The 15936-nt window shown below is 70.2% G+C and carries 17 protein-coding genes and 3 pseudogenes; 12 read left to right on the top strand and 8 right to left on the bottom strand.

Annotation, left to right across the window (positions count from 1 at the left end; genetic code table 11):
• Positions 1-11: 11 nt before the first annotated feature.
• On the top strand, positions 12-86 hold the full coding sequence (locus ACPU2J_RS30300) for a 50S ribosomal protein bL37 (RefSeq protein ID WP_420082297.1): 75 nt from the start codon (positions 12-14) through the stop codon (positions 84-86).
• Positions 87-157: 71 nt separating this feature from the next.
• Positions 158-934: a GNAT family N-acetyltransferase gene (locus ACPU2J_RS30295; RefSeq protein ID WP_423834447.1), complete on the top strand. Its 777-nt coding sequence runs from the start codon at positions 158-160 to the stop codon at positions 932-934.
• 30 nt (positions 935-964) lie between these two features.
• Here the strand turns inward: ACPU2J_RS30295 and ACPU2J_RS30290 are convergent, their stop codons facing one another.
• Positions 965-1270, bottom strand: coding sequence for a hypothetical protein (locus tag ACPU2J_RS30290; protein WP_420078754.1), 306 nt, complete (start codon positions 1268-1270; stop codon positions 965-967).
• A gap of 6 nt (positions 1271-1276) precedes the next feature.
• Here ACPU2J_RS30290 and ACPU2J_RS30285 point away from each other — a divergent pair, with 6 nt between their 5' ends.
• Entirely contained in the window at positions 1277-2056 is a 780-nt protein-coding gene (locus ACPU2J_RS30285) for a MerR family transcriptional regulator (RefSeq protein WP_423834446.1), read from the top strand.
• A 66-nt stretch (positions 2057-2122) separates the two neighbouring features.
• On the opposite strand, the gene ACPU2J_RS30280 is transcribed toward ACPU2J_RS30285, so the two are convergent.
• Positions 2123-2809, bottom strand: a complete 687-nt coding sequence (locus tag ACPU2J_RS30280) for a response regulator (RefSeq protein WP_420078756.1) — start codon at positions 2807-2809, stop codon at positions 2123-2125.
• Between the two features lie 712 nt (positions 2810-3521).
• On the opposite strand from ACPU2J_RS30280, the gene ACPU2J_RS30275 reads away from it, so the two are divergent.
• Positions 3522-4313 carry a GNAT family N-acetyltransferase gene (locus ACPU2J_RS30275; protein ID WP_420078757.1) on the top strand — a complete coding sequence of 264 codons (792 nt, stop codon included), beginning with the start codon at positions 3522-3524 and terminating at the stop codon, positions 4311-4313.
• 250 nt (positions 4314-4563) lie between these two features.
• A complete protein-coding gene (locus tag ACPU2J_RS30270) occupies positions 4564-4776 on the top strand; it encodes a hypothetical protein (protein WP_420082540.1) in 213 nt (70 codons plus the stop codon).
• Between the two features lie 166 nt (positions 4777-4942).
• Here the strand turns inward: ACPU2J_RS30270 and ACPU2J_RS30265 are convergent.
• Positions 4943-5446: pseudogene (locus ACPU2J_RS30265) on the bottom strand (cation:proton antiporter); the annotation flags it as partial.
• Positions 5447-5659: 213 nt separating this feature from the next.
• Between ACPU2J_RS30265 and kdpF the strand changes: the two are divergent.
• The 5 genes from kdpF (at position 5660) to ACPU2J_RS30240 (ending at position 9933) form a co-directional block, all read left to right on the top strand.
• Positions 5660-5749 (top strand): K(+)-transporting ATPase subunit F, encoded by a 90-nt coding sequence (gene kdpF, locus ACPU2J_RS30260; protein ID WP_376122898.1) that lies wholly within the window; start codon positions 5660-5662, stop codon positions 5747-5749.
• A complete protein-coding gene (locus tag ACPU2J_RS30255) occupies positions 5746-8322 on the top strand; it encodes an ATP-binding protein (RefSeq protein WP_423835027.1) in 2577 nt (858 codons plus the stop codon). Before kdpF ends, ACPU2J_RS30255 begins: the two co-directional genes overlap by 4 nt.
• Positions 8323-8419: 97 nt before the next feature.
• Positions 8420-8863, top strand: coding sequence for a hypothetical protein (locus ACPU2J_RS30250; protein WP_420078758.1), 444 nt, complete (start codon positions 8420-8422; stop codon positions 8861-8863).
• A 40-nt stretch (positions 8864-8903) separates the two neighbouring features.
• On the top strand, positions 8904-9509 hold the full coding sequence (locus ACPU2J_RS30245) for a hypothetical protein (protein WP_423834445.1): 606 nt from the start codon (positions 8904-8906) through the stop codon (positions 9507-9509).
• A 94-nt stretch (positions 9510-9603) separates the two neighbouring features.
• Positions 9604-9933, top strand: a complete 330-nt coding sequence (locus tag ACPU2J_RS30240; RefSeq protein WP_420078760.1) for a TfoX/Sxy family protein — start codon at positions 9604-9606, stop codon at positions 9931-9933.
• A 209-nt stretch (positions 9934-10142) separates the two neighbouring features.
• Here ACPU2J_RS30240 and ACPU2J_RS30235 read toward each other — a convergent pair whose 3' ends face one another.
• Both ACPU2J_RS30235 and ACPU2J_RS30230 read right to left on the bottom strand, forming a co-directional pair.
• Positions 10143-10568 (bottom strand): ATP-binding protein, encoded by a 426-nt coding sequence (locus tag ACPU2J_RS30235; protein ID WP_423834444.1) that lies wholly within the window; start codon positions 10566-10568, stop codon positions 10143-10145.
• Positions 10565-11449: an MEDS domain-containing protein gene (locus tag ACPU2J_RS30230; protein WP_420078762.1), complete on the bottom strand. Its 885-nt coding sequence runs from the start codon at positions 11447-11449 to the stop codon at positions 10565-10567. Before ACPU2J_RS30230 ends, ACPU2J_RS30235 begins: the two co-directional genes overlap by 4 nt.
• A 240-nt stretch (positions 11450-11689) precedes the next feature.
• On the opposite strand from ACPU2J_RS30230, the pseudogene ACPU2J_RS30225 reads away from it, so the two are divergent.
• Together ACPU2J_RS30225 and ACPU2J_RS30220 are read left to right on the top strand one after the other, a co-directional pair.
• Positions 11690-11980: pseudogene (locus ACPU2J_RS30225) on the top strand (NAD-dependent epimerase/dehydratase family protein); the annotation flags it as partial.
• A gap of 261 nt (positions 11981-12241) precedes the next feature.
• Positions 12242-12910 carry a DUF998 domain-containing protein gene (locus tag ACPU2J_RS30220; protein WP_423834443.1) on the top strand — a complete coding sequence of 223 codons (669 nt, stop codon included), beginning with the start codon at positions 12242-12244 and terminating at the stop codon, positions 12908-12910.
• On the opposite strand, the gene ACPU2J_RS30215 is transcribed toward ACPU2J_RS30220, so the two are convergent.
• From ACPU2J_RS30215 to ACPU2J_RS30205, 3 genes and pseudogenes are all read right to left on the bottom strand, one after another.
• Entirely contained in the window at positions 12900-13919 is a 1020-nt protein-coding gene (locus ACPU2J_RS30215; protein ID WP_423834442.1) for a sigma-70 family RNA polymerase sigma factor, read from the bottom strand. The genes ACPU2J_RS30220 and ACPU2J_RS30215 overlap by 11 nt on opposite strands.
• A gap of 622 nt (positions 13920-14541) precedes the next feature.
• Positions 14542-14715, bottom strand: a pseudogene (locus tag ACPU2J_RS30210) (pirin family protein); the annotation flags it as partial.
• Positions 14716-15132: 417 nt separating this feature from the next.
• On the bottom strand, positions 15133-15765 hold the full coding sequence (locus ACPU2J_RS30205) for a hypothetical protein (RefSeq protein WP_423834441.1): 633 nt from the start codon (positions 15763-15765) through the stop codon (positions 15133-15135).
• Positions 15766-15936: the final 171 nt, after the last annotated feature.

Below are 15936 nucleotides of genomic sequence, written 5' to 3'. Positions count from 1 at the left end.
GATAACCGGACATGTCCAAGCGCGCACGCAAGAAGAGGGCCCGCCGCAAGAAGGGCTCCAACCACGGCAGCAAGCCCGCCTGCTAGTCATCAGTCCACGCCGTGGGGCGGCCCTCCGACAGGGCCGCCCCACTTCCATGACCCCGCAAGGAAGTCCTGTGATCAACCTGCCGTCGCACCGGCTCCCGGCCCTCTCCCGCTGGTTCCCCGCCGGAACCCCGGGCTCGGGCGCCCTGACCGAGCACGTCCTGACCACCGAGGCCGGCCGCTGGTGGGTGGACCGCGTCATCCAGCCGCGTGCGATCGCCGTCGAGTGCGGGGACCACGTGCTCCTGCGCGGAGACCCGCAGGCCCTCGCACCGGGGGATCTCGCGGTCTTCGCGGACCACCACGTCGAGGCACCGGACCGCTTCCTTCCGCTGATCGGTGCGGCCTTCCAGCGCGTGGTGCCGTGGCAGCGCGTGGTGTACGTCCAGCGGTCGTCCGCGCCGGCGTCCCGTCCGCCGAGGGGTGTCACCGTGCGCAGGCTGGGCGCGCGGGACGCCCGGGCGCTCACCACGCTTCCGCCCGCGATGGGCTGGATCCACCGCACCTGGGGCGGCCCCGAGGCCCTCGCCCGTTCCGGCCACGTCTGGGCCGCGCTCCGAGGCGACCGCATCGTGGCCGTGGCCTGTACCTACTTCCTCGGCACCGTGTACGAGGACATCGCGTGCGTTACCGTGCCCGATCCGCGCCTGCAGTATCTGGCGCTCGACTGCGTCAACGCCCTGTGCTCGGACATAGCAGCCCGCGAGCACACGCCCAGCTGGACCTGCTCGACGAGCAACCGCCCCGGACGTCTGCTCGCCTGGACCGCGGGCTTCCGCCCGGAGCGGGAGTACACGCACTACGCCCTCGGCGCACCCTCAGCAACGGGAAGAGCAGCTGCAGGATGAAGCGACCCCGGTCGCCACGGTCTGGACCGCCTACGACAGCGGTCCGTCGGATCCGCCTTCCCCATGCCCCTTCAGGAGCCGATCCAGCTCGTTCCCGGCCTCGTCGTAGCCGGCGTCCGAGATCCGTTGCAGCTCCCGCAGGTCGTCGGCCGCTACCGCGCGTCGCGTGAGCAGGAACCCGGCGTGCATGCACCCCTCGTCCAGCAGCTCGCCGAGCTCCCCGAGGTCGCCTGCCGCGTCGGCCATGTCGGCCAGCCGGTCCAGCGCGGTCTCGTTCCCCTCATCCGCCAGCTCGCGCAGGGTCTCCCGATCGAAGTTCACGTCGATGTCTGCCATGACGCCATGCTGCAACCCTGCCCCTGGGGAAAGGTCAAGTGGGACGATGACCGGGTGATCACCATCGGGCAGCTGGCCAAGTACGTCGGAGTGTCGACCAAGACCATCCGCGTGTACCACGACAAGGGCCTGCTCCCTGAACCAGACCGCGATGCGTCCGGCTACCGCCGGTACGGCGCGGACGACGCCATCGATCTGATCAAAATCCGGACGCTTGCCGAAGCAGGTGTCCCTCTGGCGCGTATCCGGGACCTGCGATCGGCGACGGACACGGAGTTCCAGCAGGCCTTGGGCGAGATCAACGACGAGCTCACCGCCCGCATCCGTGGTCTGCAAGCGACGCAAGGGCGCCTGCGCCGGCTCGCCGCCGGGCAGCTGGCACCGCTGCCCGCCGAGGTCGGAGCTCATCTCGAGCGCCTGGATCGCTGGGGGTTCACGCCTCGGTGGGTGGGCCTGCAGCGCGATCTGTGGATCCTCGTGTTCGCCACGCACCCGGACCGGGCATTCGCCCTCTTCCACGACCAGGCCGAGACCACCGCCGAGCCGGTGCTGCGGCAGCTCTACCTCGACTACGACCACGCGTACGACCTCAGCGCCGACGACCCCAGCATCGACGAACTCGCCCGTCGCATAGCCGTGGCGACCCGGGACCGCTACGGATCCGACGCACTGCCCGGGCTGGATGCCCCCTCCGACGTTCCCGCCCTCATCCAGGGGTCGGTCAATGCCTCGTCCCCGGCATGGCAGCGACTCGACATGCTCATTCGCGCACACCTGGGCGTATGACCTGACGTGTGCGGAAGGCTCGGGATCGGCGGTGTCTGGGCTGCACTCCCGCCGGCCGAGCCCTGCTCACGCCTCGAAGCGGTATCCCATGCCAGGGGCGGTGATCAGGTGGCGGGGGTGCGAGGGGTCCGCTTCCAGCTTCCGGCGGAGGTGGGCCATGTACACCCGCAGGTAGTTGGTCTGCGTCCCGTAGGAGGAGCCCCACACCTCCTGGAGCAGACGCCGCTGGCTGACGAGCCGGCCCCGGTTGCGGATCAGGACCTCCAGCAGATGCCACTCCGTCGGCGTGAGCCTGATGTTCTCCCCTCCGCGCCTGGCCTTCTTCGCGATCAGGTCCACGGTGAACTCGTCGGTCTCGACGACCGCTTCCTCGGAGCCTGCCGAGCCGAGTGGCAGCGTGCGGCGGGCGACCGCTTTCAGCCGGGCCAGGAGTTCGTCCATGCTGAAGGGCTTGGTGACGTAGTCGTCCGCGCCGGCGTCCAGCGCCCGGATCTTCTCCTCGGAACCGTGGCGGGCGGAGACCACCACCACAGGCACCTGTGACCATCCACGCAGGTGCCTGAGCACATCGATCCCGTCCATGTCGGGCAGCCCGAGGTCGAGCAGGACCACGTCCGGGCTGCGGGCCGCCACGGCGTCCAGGGCCGCGGCCCCGTCCTGCGCGCGATCCACGTCGTACTTCCGCGCCTTCAGATTGATGACCAGCAACCGCGCGAGCTGCGGTTCGTCATCCACCACCAGCACCCTGGTCATCGGCGCGCCGCCTTCCTGTCGTACGTACGTCCCATGGGGATCCGGACCGGCCTGTTGGCGTTCCTCCGGAGAAGACGGCCTCACGCCCTCCCACCTGGCATCACGGACGGCCGTCCGCTTGCCCCCTGCCGCCCAGTCTGCGACCACCGCCATGAGCGGATGCGCCACGTTGACGCCACTCTGACAGCCGGCGCGTGCTTCTTGACGCGCCGCTGATAGCCGGTGTCGCCTCCTGGTCCGTGGCGGGCATCACCCGTCCGGGCCATGCCTGTATCAGAACCGTGTCAAGGAGCGACCGACCGCCTTGAGCTCTGTTTCGGGAAGCAGTTGGATGAATGACGTGAACAGCGCTCTGCGCCACGACGACCGGCCACCGCATACGGTGCGGCCGGCCCCGCGCGCTGCTCACACGCCGGTGCGCTGAGCACCGCACGATCCGCGGCCGCCCGCCCCCGCCCGTAAGCGGGCGGCCGCTTCCTCCTTCACAGGCTTCGGAGCCGCTCCCCCGCAGCCGGCACTCGGACCCGCCGTGTTCCACCCTGCGTCTTCGGTCCGCACCGGCCGCGGTACGCAGACCGGGACGCGCGCGTGGCCCCACCTGGCCGAACCGCCGAGAAGCGCACCGTCCGGCGCCTGAACGCGCCGGACGCCAGTACATCCCCGCTCCCCCTGCCCTCGGCCCAAGAACCCGTGCACCGTCTGGAGACCCTTCGTGATCGAGATCGCCCCGCAGCAGCTCCCTGCACTCAACCGCTGGTTTCCCACCGGCTCCCCCGGTACCGGTGCCCTCGCCGAACACGTGCTGACCACGGGTCGCGGCACGTGGTGGGCCGACCGCCCCGACCGGCCCCGCGTGCTCGCCGTCGCCTGCGCGGACCACGTACTGCTGCGCGGCGACCCCAGCGTGCTCGCCCCGGATGCCCTGAGCCGGTTCGCAGGCCACTACATAGAGACCCCCGCACGGTTCTGGCCTTCCCTCGGGTCCGCCTTCGAGCGCGTCGACCCCTGGGAGCGGATGCTGTACGTCCACCAGGCCCAGCCAGCGGTGTCACTTCCCCGCACCCCGCGTGGCGTGACGGTGCGGCGGTTGAAGCCCGAGGACGTTCCGGCTCTGGCCGGCCTGAACCCCGAGAACGCCTGGATCCATTCCAGTTGGGGTGGCCCCGCCGACCTCGCCGGCTCGGGCCACGCCTGGGCCGCGTTCGCCAAGGGCCGGATCCTCTCCGTCGCCTGCACCTACTTCCTCGGAAACCTCTACGAGGACATCGCGGTGGTCACCGTGCCCGATCGCCGGCGCGAGCGCCTCGCGCTGGCCTGCGTCGCCGGTCTGACGGCTGATATCCAGGCACGGGGGCGCACCGCGAGCTGGTGCTGCTCGCGCGACAACCGGCCCAGCCGACTGCTCGCCTGGACGGCAGGCTTCCGGCTGACCCGCGAGTACGTCCACCACTCCACCGGCCGGGCCGTATCACTCGAGGTCCGGGCGACCCCGGTCCCCGTGTGAGCCAGGCCTCGGCGCGATGGCTTCGGTGGCCGCACAACTCATCTCGCCAGGTCGAGCCGCGCCTCCTCCAGGTCCAGGGAGCGCTGGAGGCTGCGGCGGGTGCCGTCGCTGATGCGGTGCTCGTCGTAGAGCCGCTGCAGCTCGGCCGCCTCGACCCGGATGAGGTCCCGGCGCAGCAGCCGCTAGACGTGGTCCGCCGACTCGGCCAGGTCGCTTCCTCCAGGCGGTCGCGGGCATGTTCGAGGCGTGCATGCAGACTGCGCCGGAGGCGGTCCGCCACGACGTCCGGTACAGCTTCCGCGTCGGACATCTCGTCCAGCCGTCGAATGCCCGCGGCCGCGAGCGCACACCGGGCCGAAGCCTCCTCGCGTTCGGTGGGGTCCGGTTCGAGGGCGATTCCGGAGCGGCGGACCACGTCGGCCAGGGTGAAACCCCGGGCCACGAGGGTGACCACCACCACTGATGTCGTCAGTACGAGTACGAGCGGCCGCTGGTCCAGGAGGCCGCCGCCGTCCGCGGCGACGGGGATGGACAGGGCAGCGGCCAGCGGGACGACACCGCGCGTGTCGGCCCCCGGCGAGCAGGGCGAACTCGATGCCGGCCGCCTGCCAGGACACCCCTGCGGAGGCAACGGCGACGACCACGGCGACGCGGAAGAGCACCAGCGAGGTTGCGTCGTTGAAGAGGCTTTCGGCCTGTACGAGGACTTGGACGCGGGGCGGCAGCGCGAGGCGCCGGCCGAGTGCGGTCACCGCCACCGGGTCCGTACTCGCGAGGATGGCCCCCAGGACCAATGCCATCTGCCGGGTCAGCGGGGTGATCAGCGACGCGATCACCCCGACTGCGGCCGCCGAGGCCAGGACCAGGCCGACGGCGAGCACGCTGACCGGCTTCCACGCGAGGCGCGGCTCCCGCCAGGACAGTTCTTCCGCGCTGGCGTAGAGGAGGGGCGGCAGCACCACGAGTCCGATGACCTCAGGACTGACCCGGATCTCCGGAGTGCCCGGTATCAGCGCCACGGCGAGGCCCGCGACGACGAGCAGCGAGGGCGCCGGGATTCGCCACCGGCGGGCACCCGTGGCCACGAACGTGACCAGCACCACGAGGAACAAGACCGTAGCGACGCTGCGCATTCCGCCCCCACCCGAGTCGACGCGGACCGTGCGGTCACGCGACGCCGACCAGGCTTTCCGGCACACCACCTTCACCCTGTCGATGGAGCGGCCGTCAATGCACCGTCAAAGTCCCGGCCGACCTGCGTCAGGAAGCCGTCAGGGCCGTTTCGTTCAGTGTCTCGTTGATGTTCGCTGGTCAGGTTGAAGACGTACGGAGGAGTCGGTGTACGGGTGAGCACTGAGAATGTCGTAGGCATCGTCGTGGCGGTCAGCCTCGTCGGATATCTGGTCCTGGCGTTGTTCTTCCCCGAGAAGTTCTGAGCGTGACGACCACGCACGATGCAGGCCCGGCATCCGGGGCACAGGCGGCCGTCCGGCCCGGAAGGCTCAAAGTGTTCCTGGGCGCGGCTCCCGGCGTCGGCAAGACGTATCGCATGCTCGACGAGGCGCACCGCCGGGCGGCCCGCGGCGCGGACGTGGTGGCCGGTTTCGTGGAGTGCCACCGGCGCAGGCACACGGAGGCCAGGCTCGCAGGCCTGGAGGTGCTCCCCCTGGCCGGCCACGACTACCGAGGTGGCCGGTACGCGGAGTTGGACCTCGCAGCGCTGCTGGCCAGACGTCCGCAGGTGGTTCTGGTCGACGAACTCGCGCACACCAACGTCCCGGGCGGCGGCCCGCACCCGAAACGCTGGCAGGACGTCGAGGACATCCTCGCCGCCGGCATCGACGTCGTCACCGCGCTCAACATCCAGCACCTGGAGTCGTTGAGCGACGTCGTCGAGAAGATCACCGGGGTGCCGCAGCACGAGACCGTGCCCGACGAGTTCGTACGCCGCGCCGACGAGATCGAGCTGGTCGACATACCCCCCGAGGGACTCCGGCGCCGGATGGCACACGGCAACATCTACCCCCCGGAGCGGATCGACGCCTCCCTCGCCCACTACTTCCGCCCCGGCAATCTCATCGCACTGCGCGAACTGGCCCTCCTGTGGCTGGCCGGGCGTGTGGACGAGGCCCTCCACAAGTACCGCGTCGAGCACGGCATCGGGGACGTCTGGGAGACGAGGGAGCGGGTGGTGGTGGCGCTCACGGGCGGCCCCGAGGGCGAGACCCTGATCCGCCGCGCCGCCCGCATCGCCGGCAGGTCCGCCGGTGGTGAGCTGCTCGCCGTGCACATCGCGCGCAGTGACGGACTCGCCGCCGGGGTCTCGCACGCGGCGCTCGCCGCGCAGCGGGCCCTCGTCGAGGACCTGGGCGGCAGCTACCACTCCGTCGTCGGCGACGAAGTGCCCACGGCGCTGGTGGACTTCGCGATGGCGGAGAACGCAACCCAGCTCGTCCTGGGGACGAGCCGCCGCCGGAGGCTGGAACGTTTCCTCACCGGCCGGGGCATCGGCGACACCGTGGTGGCCCTGTCCGAGGACATCGATGTGCACATGGTAACGCACGAACGTGCGGGCCATGGCCGACTGCTGCCGTCCCGCCGCCGCACCCTGCCCACCTCCCGGCTCATCGCCGGGCCCGTGGCCGGTGTGCTGCTCCCGGTGCTGCTCACCTTGGCTCTCGACCGGATGCGCGGCACGCTGAACCTCACGAGCGAAGCCCTGCTCTTCCTGGTGGTGGTCGTCGCTGTGGCCTGCTTCGGCGGAGTGGTCTCCGCACTGGTAGCGGCACTGACCGCCGCGTTACTCCTCAACTACTGGTTCATGCCGCCCATGGGCGAGTTCACCATGAGCGACCCCGACAGTGTGCTGGCGCTGGTGGTCTTCGCCGTGGTCGCCGCCACCGTGGCCGCCGCAGCGGACAGGTCCCTGCGGCTCTCCCGCCGCGCCGCCCGGGCCACGGCCGAGGCGGAGACCATGTCGTCCCTCGCGGGAAGCATCGTCCGCGGCGACCAGACGATACCGGCGCTGCTGGAACGCACCCGGGAGACCTTCGGCATGGACACCGTCGATCTGGCTCCGGACGCCCCCGACGCCGCCGGGAGTGAACGCAACGTCAGCGCGGGCTCGGGCTCCGCCCTGGTGGTCGCGGCCGGATCGGGGGCCTTCCTCATCCTGAGAGGCCGTACGCTGCCCTCCTCCGAGCGCCGCGTGCTGGCCACCTTCGCCGCGCACGTCGGCGCCGCGGTCGAGCGGGCCCGCCTGGCCGAAGCCGCCGCCGAAGTCGAGCCCATCAAGGCCGCCGACCGGCTGCGCACCGCCCTGCTGCGGGCCGTCAGCCATGACCTGCGCACCCCGTTGGCAGGGGCCCTGGCTGCGATCACCTCATTGCGCACCCCGGACGTGGACTTCTCGGAAGAGGACAGGGCCGAGCTGCTGGAATCCGCAGAACTGTCCCTGAACCGGCTGAACCGGCTGGTGGAAAACCTGCTCGACCTGAGCCGCCTCCAAGCCGGCGCCCTCCCCCTCGAACTGCGGGCCACCACCCTCGAGGAGGTCCTGCCGGCCGCTCTGGACTCCCTCGAACCGCTGCCCGCGGACGGGCCCGGCATCGATGTACAGAACCTGGAGACCGTACCGGCACTCCAAGCCGATCCTCCTCTGCTCGAACGGGTCCTCGCGAACCTGGTCGGCAACGCGGTCCGCCACACCCCCGGGGACCGTCCCGTGCTGGTGACAGCGAGCGACCTGGCCGGCCGGGTCGAGGTCAGGATCGCCGACCAGGGCCCCGGGATCGCCGCCGACGACCGCGAGCGGGCTTTCGAGCCCTTCCAGCGCCTGGGCGACCGCGACAACACCGCCGGGCTCGGCCTCGGCCTCGCTCTGGCCCGTGGTCTCACCGAGGCCATGAACGGCACGCTCACGGCGGAGGACACCCCTGGCGGCGGTCTGACCATGGTCCTGTCGCTGCCCGTGGCCGCCGATCCGTCCGCGGCCACAGGACGTCTCTGACCGGCTGGGCCTGCTCGCCCCTCCACCCCCGGGCCGGCATCGGGCCGATCGATCTCGTACCGGCACGGCAGGGTGCACGCAGGGCCAGAGCTACGCAGTGCCCGGCGATGTGTGCGGCGTCGAAGTGCGGTCCGCTCTGCTCAAACCGCTGCTCCCGCCGGGCGGTTCGTTCGAGCGGGGCGACACCCTCGAACGCGGAGGGGACATCACTGGTTGCCGGATGGAGGTCGACGAGCGCCGCGAGCTGACGTTCCAGACGAGCCTGGTGGCTGCCGATGTGGACCCTCTGCAGGTCAAGAGCCGTAGCCTCCTGGACGCCGGGAATCCCCAACCAGCCGGCATCGGCACGGATGCGCGGATCGCGGACAGCGTCGCGATGGCGTATGGCGCGTGCACGCACAAGGGGGAGCCACACCGGTACGTGGTGGAGGTCTGGGCGCGGGAAACCCCGAACGACGTCGACGAACGCCGCGAGAACCTCACCCGCTTCATCGCCGCCTACCTGCCGGCCGCGCAGAAGGCAGCCGGCCACACCCGTTGACCAGAAGCACCGTTCCCCTTCGCCCCTGAGGAGACAGCCTGTGCGGTACGACGACGAACCGGTCTTCCGACGGAGCAAGTGGGGTACGAACCGCTACCACTACAACCCGCACAACCCCGTCGGGCTCGCCCTCATCATCATCACCGGGCCCATCGCACACGACGTTCGCTGGGCCGGTGAGAGGCGCTCCGCGCTCGGTGTCGCGTTCCTCCTCTTCACGGCCCTGTTCGCCGCGGACTCCGGCTTCGACACCCTCGATCCGACACGTGGCGCCGCGTGGACCGGCCTCGGCGGCCTCGTCTTCGTGATCTTGTACCCGTCTCGGGTCTCCGTACGTCCTGGCCTGCTGAGCACCCGCGGACTGCTCATGACGGACACGGTCCGTACAGACCGCCTCGTCTCGGTCCGCTGGTCCGACGGGATGGCCCAGCGGCTGGTCCTCCGTGACGCTGAGGGAAGCCAGGTCGAGATCGACCCGGCCGTCCTGGTCCGCAACCCGGCGATGTGGCACCTCCTCGATGCGGACGCGCGCGCGTCGATCCGGCGCGGCACCTTGCTCTCCGGCGTATCTGCCCTGCAAGAGCTGTCGGAGCGCATCGACCGCGAGACGGCCCGAACGGTCTTCAAGGTCTCCGGCTTGGAGTGACCGCTCACGCCCTCACATGCCCGGGACCAGGAACAACCTCAACCACTCACCACGCCCACGTGCGATCACCGGTTCGGCGCAGCACAGTGGAGACGTGACGTACGACGAAGTCCTGGCCCAGCGGGTTCGCGAGCGTCTCGTCGGGCTGGACGGTGTCACCGAGAAGCGCATGTTCGGCGGCATCGGTTTCCTCCTGCACGGCAACATGGTGGCCGCGGTCTCCGGCGATGAGCTCACCGCCCGCGTGGGCGCGCAAGGGACAGAGCAGTCCCTCACCCGCAGTGAGGCCCGCCCAACGGACTTCACCGGGCGGCCGATGCTCGGATGGGTGACGATCAGCGGACCCGCCTTGGCCGAGGACCCCGTCCTGGATCACTGGGTCACGACGGCCACGGCCTTCGCAGCCTCGCTTCCACCCAAATGACACACCCCAGCCGCATGGTCCAGGGCCGTGACCGACCTTCGGCCTCCCCCACCACCGGCCCACCCCTGTCAACGTCACGAACGAGCAGAAGGCGCCGCGGCTGCGGGAGCCGGTGGCCCGGGCCGGCCCGGAACGCGCACGGACCCAGCCGGCGACAGAGGCGGCCCGCCCGTCCTCCAGCAGACCAGCCGGCCCTTCCACAGGTCTGCTCACGCGGCGTCGAAGCACATCACGAAGGTGATGCTGGCACCGCCCGCGGATCGCGCGATGTCCATGCGGTCGGTCAGCTCGCGGACGAGCCACAGCCCGCGACTGCCGGGAGCGTCCACCGAGGGCAGTGCACGGGGGATCAGGTTCTCGTCCAAGCCGGACCCCTTGTCGTCGATCTGGCAGCACAGACTGTCCGCGCTTCGGAAGAGCCTGATGGTTCCCCGGCCCCCTCCACGTCGTACGGCGTTGCACATCACCTCGTACACGGCCAGCACGAACTGGGCGCGGCGCGCCTCGCTGAGAGGGGCGGTGCGCGACGTGTGCAGCTCGACCTGGATCCTCGTCCGCGCCAGGTCCGCGGCGCCGAGGCGCGACTCCAGAAGCAGTTCTCCCTCTTCCCGCGCCGAGATCGTCTGTGCGGTCATCGCGCAGCTCCCTCGGTCTCGACCAGGACCAGAGCCTCCACCTGACAGGCTCCGAGGCGACGGAGCAGCTGCGCATGGAACGGGGAGCAGCGAACCTCCACGCGCGCCCGCAGTGCGCACCGTTGGACCTGTCGGAGTACTTCCGCAGCGCAGGTGACGGACAGGAAGGTCACCGGCGTGAGGTCGATCGTCAGCGTCTCCTCACCACCGGAGCCGGCGAGTGCTGCATGGAAGGCAGCGCTCCACTGCTCACGGGTCGACCAGTCCGCTTCGCCGACCAGTCGCAGCCCGTGGTCGACGTGGGAAGCACCCAGTTGTCCCGGCTGCTCCAGCAGGGCGACGGGGTGCCCCACGCGCATGGCCTCCACCGTCTCAGGAGCGAAGCGACGACGGTCGTACGTGCAGATCTCGGCGTAGAGGCGGTCCTCGAACAGGGCGTCCGCATGGGTCTCGCGGTGCATCACGCCCTCGATGTCCATCGCCAGATCCTGGACCCAGGCCATGTCGATGATCGACCGCAGCCCAGCGAACCCCTCGACGATCGCCTGCTCGGTCTCCTCCCGCAGACGCCCCATCTGTCTCTCCGCGGTGAAACGTCGTTGGGGACGGATCAGCTCGCGCATGCTCGTGAACGCCAACTGGCCGCTTTCCCGCTCGGCCTCATACAACTCCGCGTACGGAAACAACCGCTGGAACACCTCGTCATGTGGCACGGCGGGATCCGCCAGCACGATGACCTTCTCGCCGCGCGCCAATCCGAACTGTGCGAAGACTCCCAGCACACCCCACCGCGTCGCGTCGTCCGCGTAGTGCGCAAATGCATGATCCCCCAGCCGCATCTGCTCCACAGCCAGAGTGTGAGCATCCACTTCGACGGCCACAGCCACCCCTCCACCCGATCGGCGTCCACCAGCTCGATGAAGAGCCGACACAGCCTCCATGTGGCCAGTGACGCTATAGCGCGAGCACTCCGGGCGGAGCGAGAGGACCGCTACCGATCGAAGCCGACCCGGAAGTACCCGAGCCCGACGCAAAAGCGCCGCCCGAACCCCGATGCCGGAAGTCTTACGTCCGGGCGTGGGAGACCTCCTGGAAGACCGGTTCTCCGTAACGTCCCGAGCATGTGCGTACTCGTCACCGGAGGGGCCGAGTTGATCGGCTCCCCCATCGACACCGCCCTCATGGACCGCGGGCACGCGCCAGTCGTGCTCGACGCCCTGCTGCCGGCCGCCCACCCCGACACACCCTCCTTGCCGGACACGGAGTTCGTCCGGGCCGACGTACGGGACGCCGACGCGGTCCGGAACGCGCTGCAGGGTGCGGACGCGGTGTGGCATCAGGCGGCCATGGTCGGCCTCGGGAAGGACTTCGCGGACGCCCCCGCGTACGTGGGCTGCAACGACATCGGGACCAGGGGTGGGCTTCTTCAGTGATCCAGATCACGATCGGCGAATCTTTGGGCCTTGTGCCCAAGTCTGGCGACCTGATCACTATCCGGATCCGAGGTTCCCCTGAGCGAACAGATCTTCACACGTCGACCTCGCCCGACACGTGCACCGCTCGACTAACCCTGGCCGAAGACGTGTGAGCCGGCGCACATTTCCAGGAGCGATGACTTTGCCTGTCCCGGTCGGTCGGAGAAGTGACAACGCAACCTTGAGGAAGGCACGTTCATGACCTCCACGCTCGGCGCATCCCGACATGCCGCTGCCGCAGCGCCGACGTCCCGCGCGGCGGCACGCCGGTGGCTGGCCGGTGGCATCGCGGCCGGACCGGTGTTCCTCGTGGCGGGAGTCGTACAGGGCGTCGCCCGTGACGGCTTCGACTTCAGCCGGAACGCGCTGAGCCAGCTTGCCCTCGGCGAAGGGGGCTGGGCTCAGACAGTGAACTTCCTGCTCGCCGGCACCCTGCTGGTCATGGGGGCGGTCGGCCTGCGCCGGGTGTTGGGCGGCACTCCAGGAGGCACCGCGGGTCCCGTCCTGATCGGCATCTTCGGTGCCTCGTTCTGGGCCGCGGCGGTCTTCCCGGCCGACGCCGGAGCCGGATTCCCCGCCGGAGCCCCCGACGCGACCGTGATGAGCGGCCACGGCGCGGTCCACATGGCCGCCGGCATGGCCGGCTACCTCGCCCTGTGTGCCGCCCTCCTCGTGCTCGCCGGTTCGCTCGCCGCCCGGGGCCACTCCGGGTGGGCCGTGGCCTCGCGCCTCGTTCCCGTCACAGTGCTCGCCGGCTTCGCGGCCTCCGCCGCCTCCGTCCTGGCTTTCACGGCCGGCGCAGGCGTTGGGCTGTTGTGGCTGGCAGCGGTATCGGCACGCCTGGCCTTCGAACCGATCACCCGCTGACCGCTCGCCCACTGCCCCCTCGCGCTACGGGCCCGCCCACTCCCCCAGCGAGGCGGTCCGGGAGGCCGAAGAGCGGGAAGAGGCGTTCGGTGTCACGGTAGGCCGTGATGCCGCTGATCCGGTCGTCTCGGAATTCGAGGACCTGGAGGGCCCAGGGCACGTAGCCAGGGCCGTCCACCTGAGGGCGGTACTGGCCGAAGCCCGGGAAGCCGTTCGCCACGGTCGGGACAAGACGTGAACCGCGGCAGCCGATCGCGGGGCCGGTGAGCCACGCGTGGATGTCGGGAACACCGCGCATCCACTTCGCGTACGGGGGCAAGCACAGCGTGGCGTCGACGTGGAGAAGCATGTTCAGCTCCTCCACGTCGCACCGGGAGAACGCCGAGGCGTAGCGTTCGGCCAGCACCTGACGGACGCTGTCGCCCGACGGCCGGGCGGCCGGCCCGTCCGCCGTGCCGCGGCGGTCGGCCATCGTGGCCCGGGCACGCTGCAGGGAACTGTTGGCCGAGGCGACGGTACAGCCGTGCAGGCCGGCGACCTCGCGCGCCGAGAAACCCAGCACGTCCCGCAGGATCAGCGTGGCCCGCTGCCTGGGCGGCAGGTGCTGGAGCGCGGCGACGAACGCCAGCCGCACCGACTCGCCCGCCGCGGCGGCCGCTTCCGGATCACTGCCGCCGGGGCACGGTTCCACCCACAGGACGGACTCCTGCGGGGGCTCCGGCGGGGTGGCGCCTCCGCTCGGGCCGGACAGGTCCATCGGCAGCGCCCGCCGCTTGCCCGATGCGAGGGCGTCCAGGCACACGTTGGTGGCGATGCGGTACACCCAGGTCCGCAGGCCCGACCGGCCCTCGAAGCGGTCGATGCTCCGCCAGGCCCGAACGAGAGCCTCCTGCACCGCGTCCTCGGCGTCGGCGTACGACCCCAACATCCGGTAGCAGTAACCGGTCAGCTCCCTGCGGTACTCCTCAAGACCCTCGACCGCTGCGCCGGACGCCCCGGTATCCCCCATGCCGCACTCCTCCCCAGCAGGCCCAGGCCAAAGGCCTGGCGCACCACTGTAGGAGCAACGCCCCACACAGGCTCGCCCGGGGACCTTGAGCACGCAGTTGACCGGACGGACCACGACGCTCAGCGACAAGCGCCTGGCGGCGGAGGCGGGCCGCGCCAGGCCGCGCGGTCGCAACGACCCACAACTTCGCTCTGAGCTGGCCGACCCAAGAGAGGTCGTCTGGTGGCGGTGGGCGAGGGTTCTTTGAAGCCCAGGACGCCGGTGGCGCCGAGGCCGCGGAAGGCGTACAGGCGCCACCTGCCGCGGGCCCGGCGCGGCCTGGACCAGCATGGCTGTTGTCACCTGCCCACAAGAGCTGGAACGTCCCCACACACGCACCCCGCCGCGGAATCGGACCGCCCTTGGTTGCTCTGCCGACAAGGTCGCAGGCGCTGGTGTCCGCAATGGCGACTTCCCCTGCCATTGGGACACCAGGACTCAGCACCGCCCGCGAGCAAACCTGACTACTCGTCAGTAAAGTCAGCAAAGGTCAGCATTCATCTGGGCAAAGTTGATTACAGCCTGCAACACGCGAGACTCGACCACCGACACGAGAAGCTGCCGGACTGCGCCTGGCAGCAGCTCAGCGAACCCTTCTCCTGGGCATCAGATGCGTCGGCGGGAGTTCAGGAGCCGGAATCGGAGGGCCGTCGTAGCCCTTCACCTCGCCGAATCGGGACCCGTTCATCCAGTCTTCGCGGGCCTGCGCGATATCATCGTGTGACCGTCCGATCCAGTTCCAGAACCATTGGATCTCTCGACATTTCCGCAGGTCAGAGCGTTAAAAGTCGCTGGAAGTCAGCAAAAGTCAGCATCGGCGCCTCTCCCGGCGGGCATGCACAGGCACCCGAACGTGCGCCCAGCCGCTCGACGTATCCGCCACTGCCGCCGAGTCCACGTCGCGCGTCGTCGAGAACAGGTTGGCGACCAGTTGGCCGACAACAGGCGCGACCGCCGGGAGACAACGGATGCACCCGTGAGTTACACGGCAGTCCAAGCGGAGCGGCCAAACAGACAGGTCGGCCGAGACGAGGCTCCTGGCAACACCGGCGGTGCCGAGTGGCTCAGTGCCGCCGGGCAGACCGAGGACCGCCAGGACCGTTCGACCCTGATCGTTTGCAGCTGGCCCAGGGCCGCCACCGTCGCGGCGGCCCCGGACCGTCCTCCGGCGTCGTCAAACGAGCCAGCGCTTGCCGCGGACAAGGGGCAGGCGCTGCCAGAGGCTGCCCAGACCCCAGGTGCGTCCGGCTCCGATCGCCGCGAGGGTCACCAGGACCGCCGCGTACAGGACGTGATAGTCCACCAACGGATTCGTGGACATGCTGAGGCTGCCGTCCGACAGGTGCCTGGCAGGGGGCCACTCGGCAGCCCACATGAGCGCCATCATCGTGGTGCCCGCAGCAGCCGCGACGCGTAGGGCGACGCCGCTGGCCAAGGCGATACCGATGCCGAGCAGTCCCAGCATGAAGGTCCAGTCGGCCCAGGCCGCCCCGGCCCAGGAGTGGAACGTCGCCTCCAGCGGCCCGGCAGAGACGTGGCTCAGAAAGCCCTTGGTCGGAGACCCGCCATCGATCCATCCCTTGCCCGCCGGGGTCGCGTATCCCCAGCCGAACGTCTTGTCACCGAAAGCCCAGAGGAACGTGAACGCGGTCAGCAGCCGGGTCGCTGCCGCGACGCGCGCGACGGTCAGAGGCGTGGTGAGTTCATCAGCCGCGGTACCGGGCGCTGTGGCCGAGGTGGCCTTGCGCCACCCGGCGAAGCGCATTCCCGGCTGACGGTGCTGGTGCTGGTGCTGGTGGAGAGCCATGTCGTAGGAACCTTTCCTCATGGGCAGGCCCTGTGCGTGCCCCCATGGCCAATGTCCCCGCACGGAGGGCGCGGGCCATGAGGGCGAACGGCCTACGCCGCGCCGCCAATGGTCCCTCAGAGCCGCGCGGTTCACCGTCGATCTCGGAAGCGGGGGCAGAGTGCCGGGGGC

Origin of the sequence: Streptomyces manipurensis (assembly GCF_049570255.1) — a bacterium.
GTDB classification, from domain to species: Bacteria; Actinomycetota; Actinomycetes; order Streptomycetales; family Streptomycetaceae; genus Streptomyces; species Streptomyces manipurensis.
This window is presented reverse-complemented; position numbering and strand designations above follow the sequence as displayed.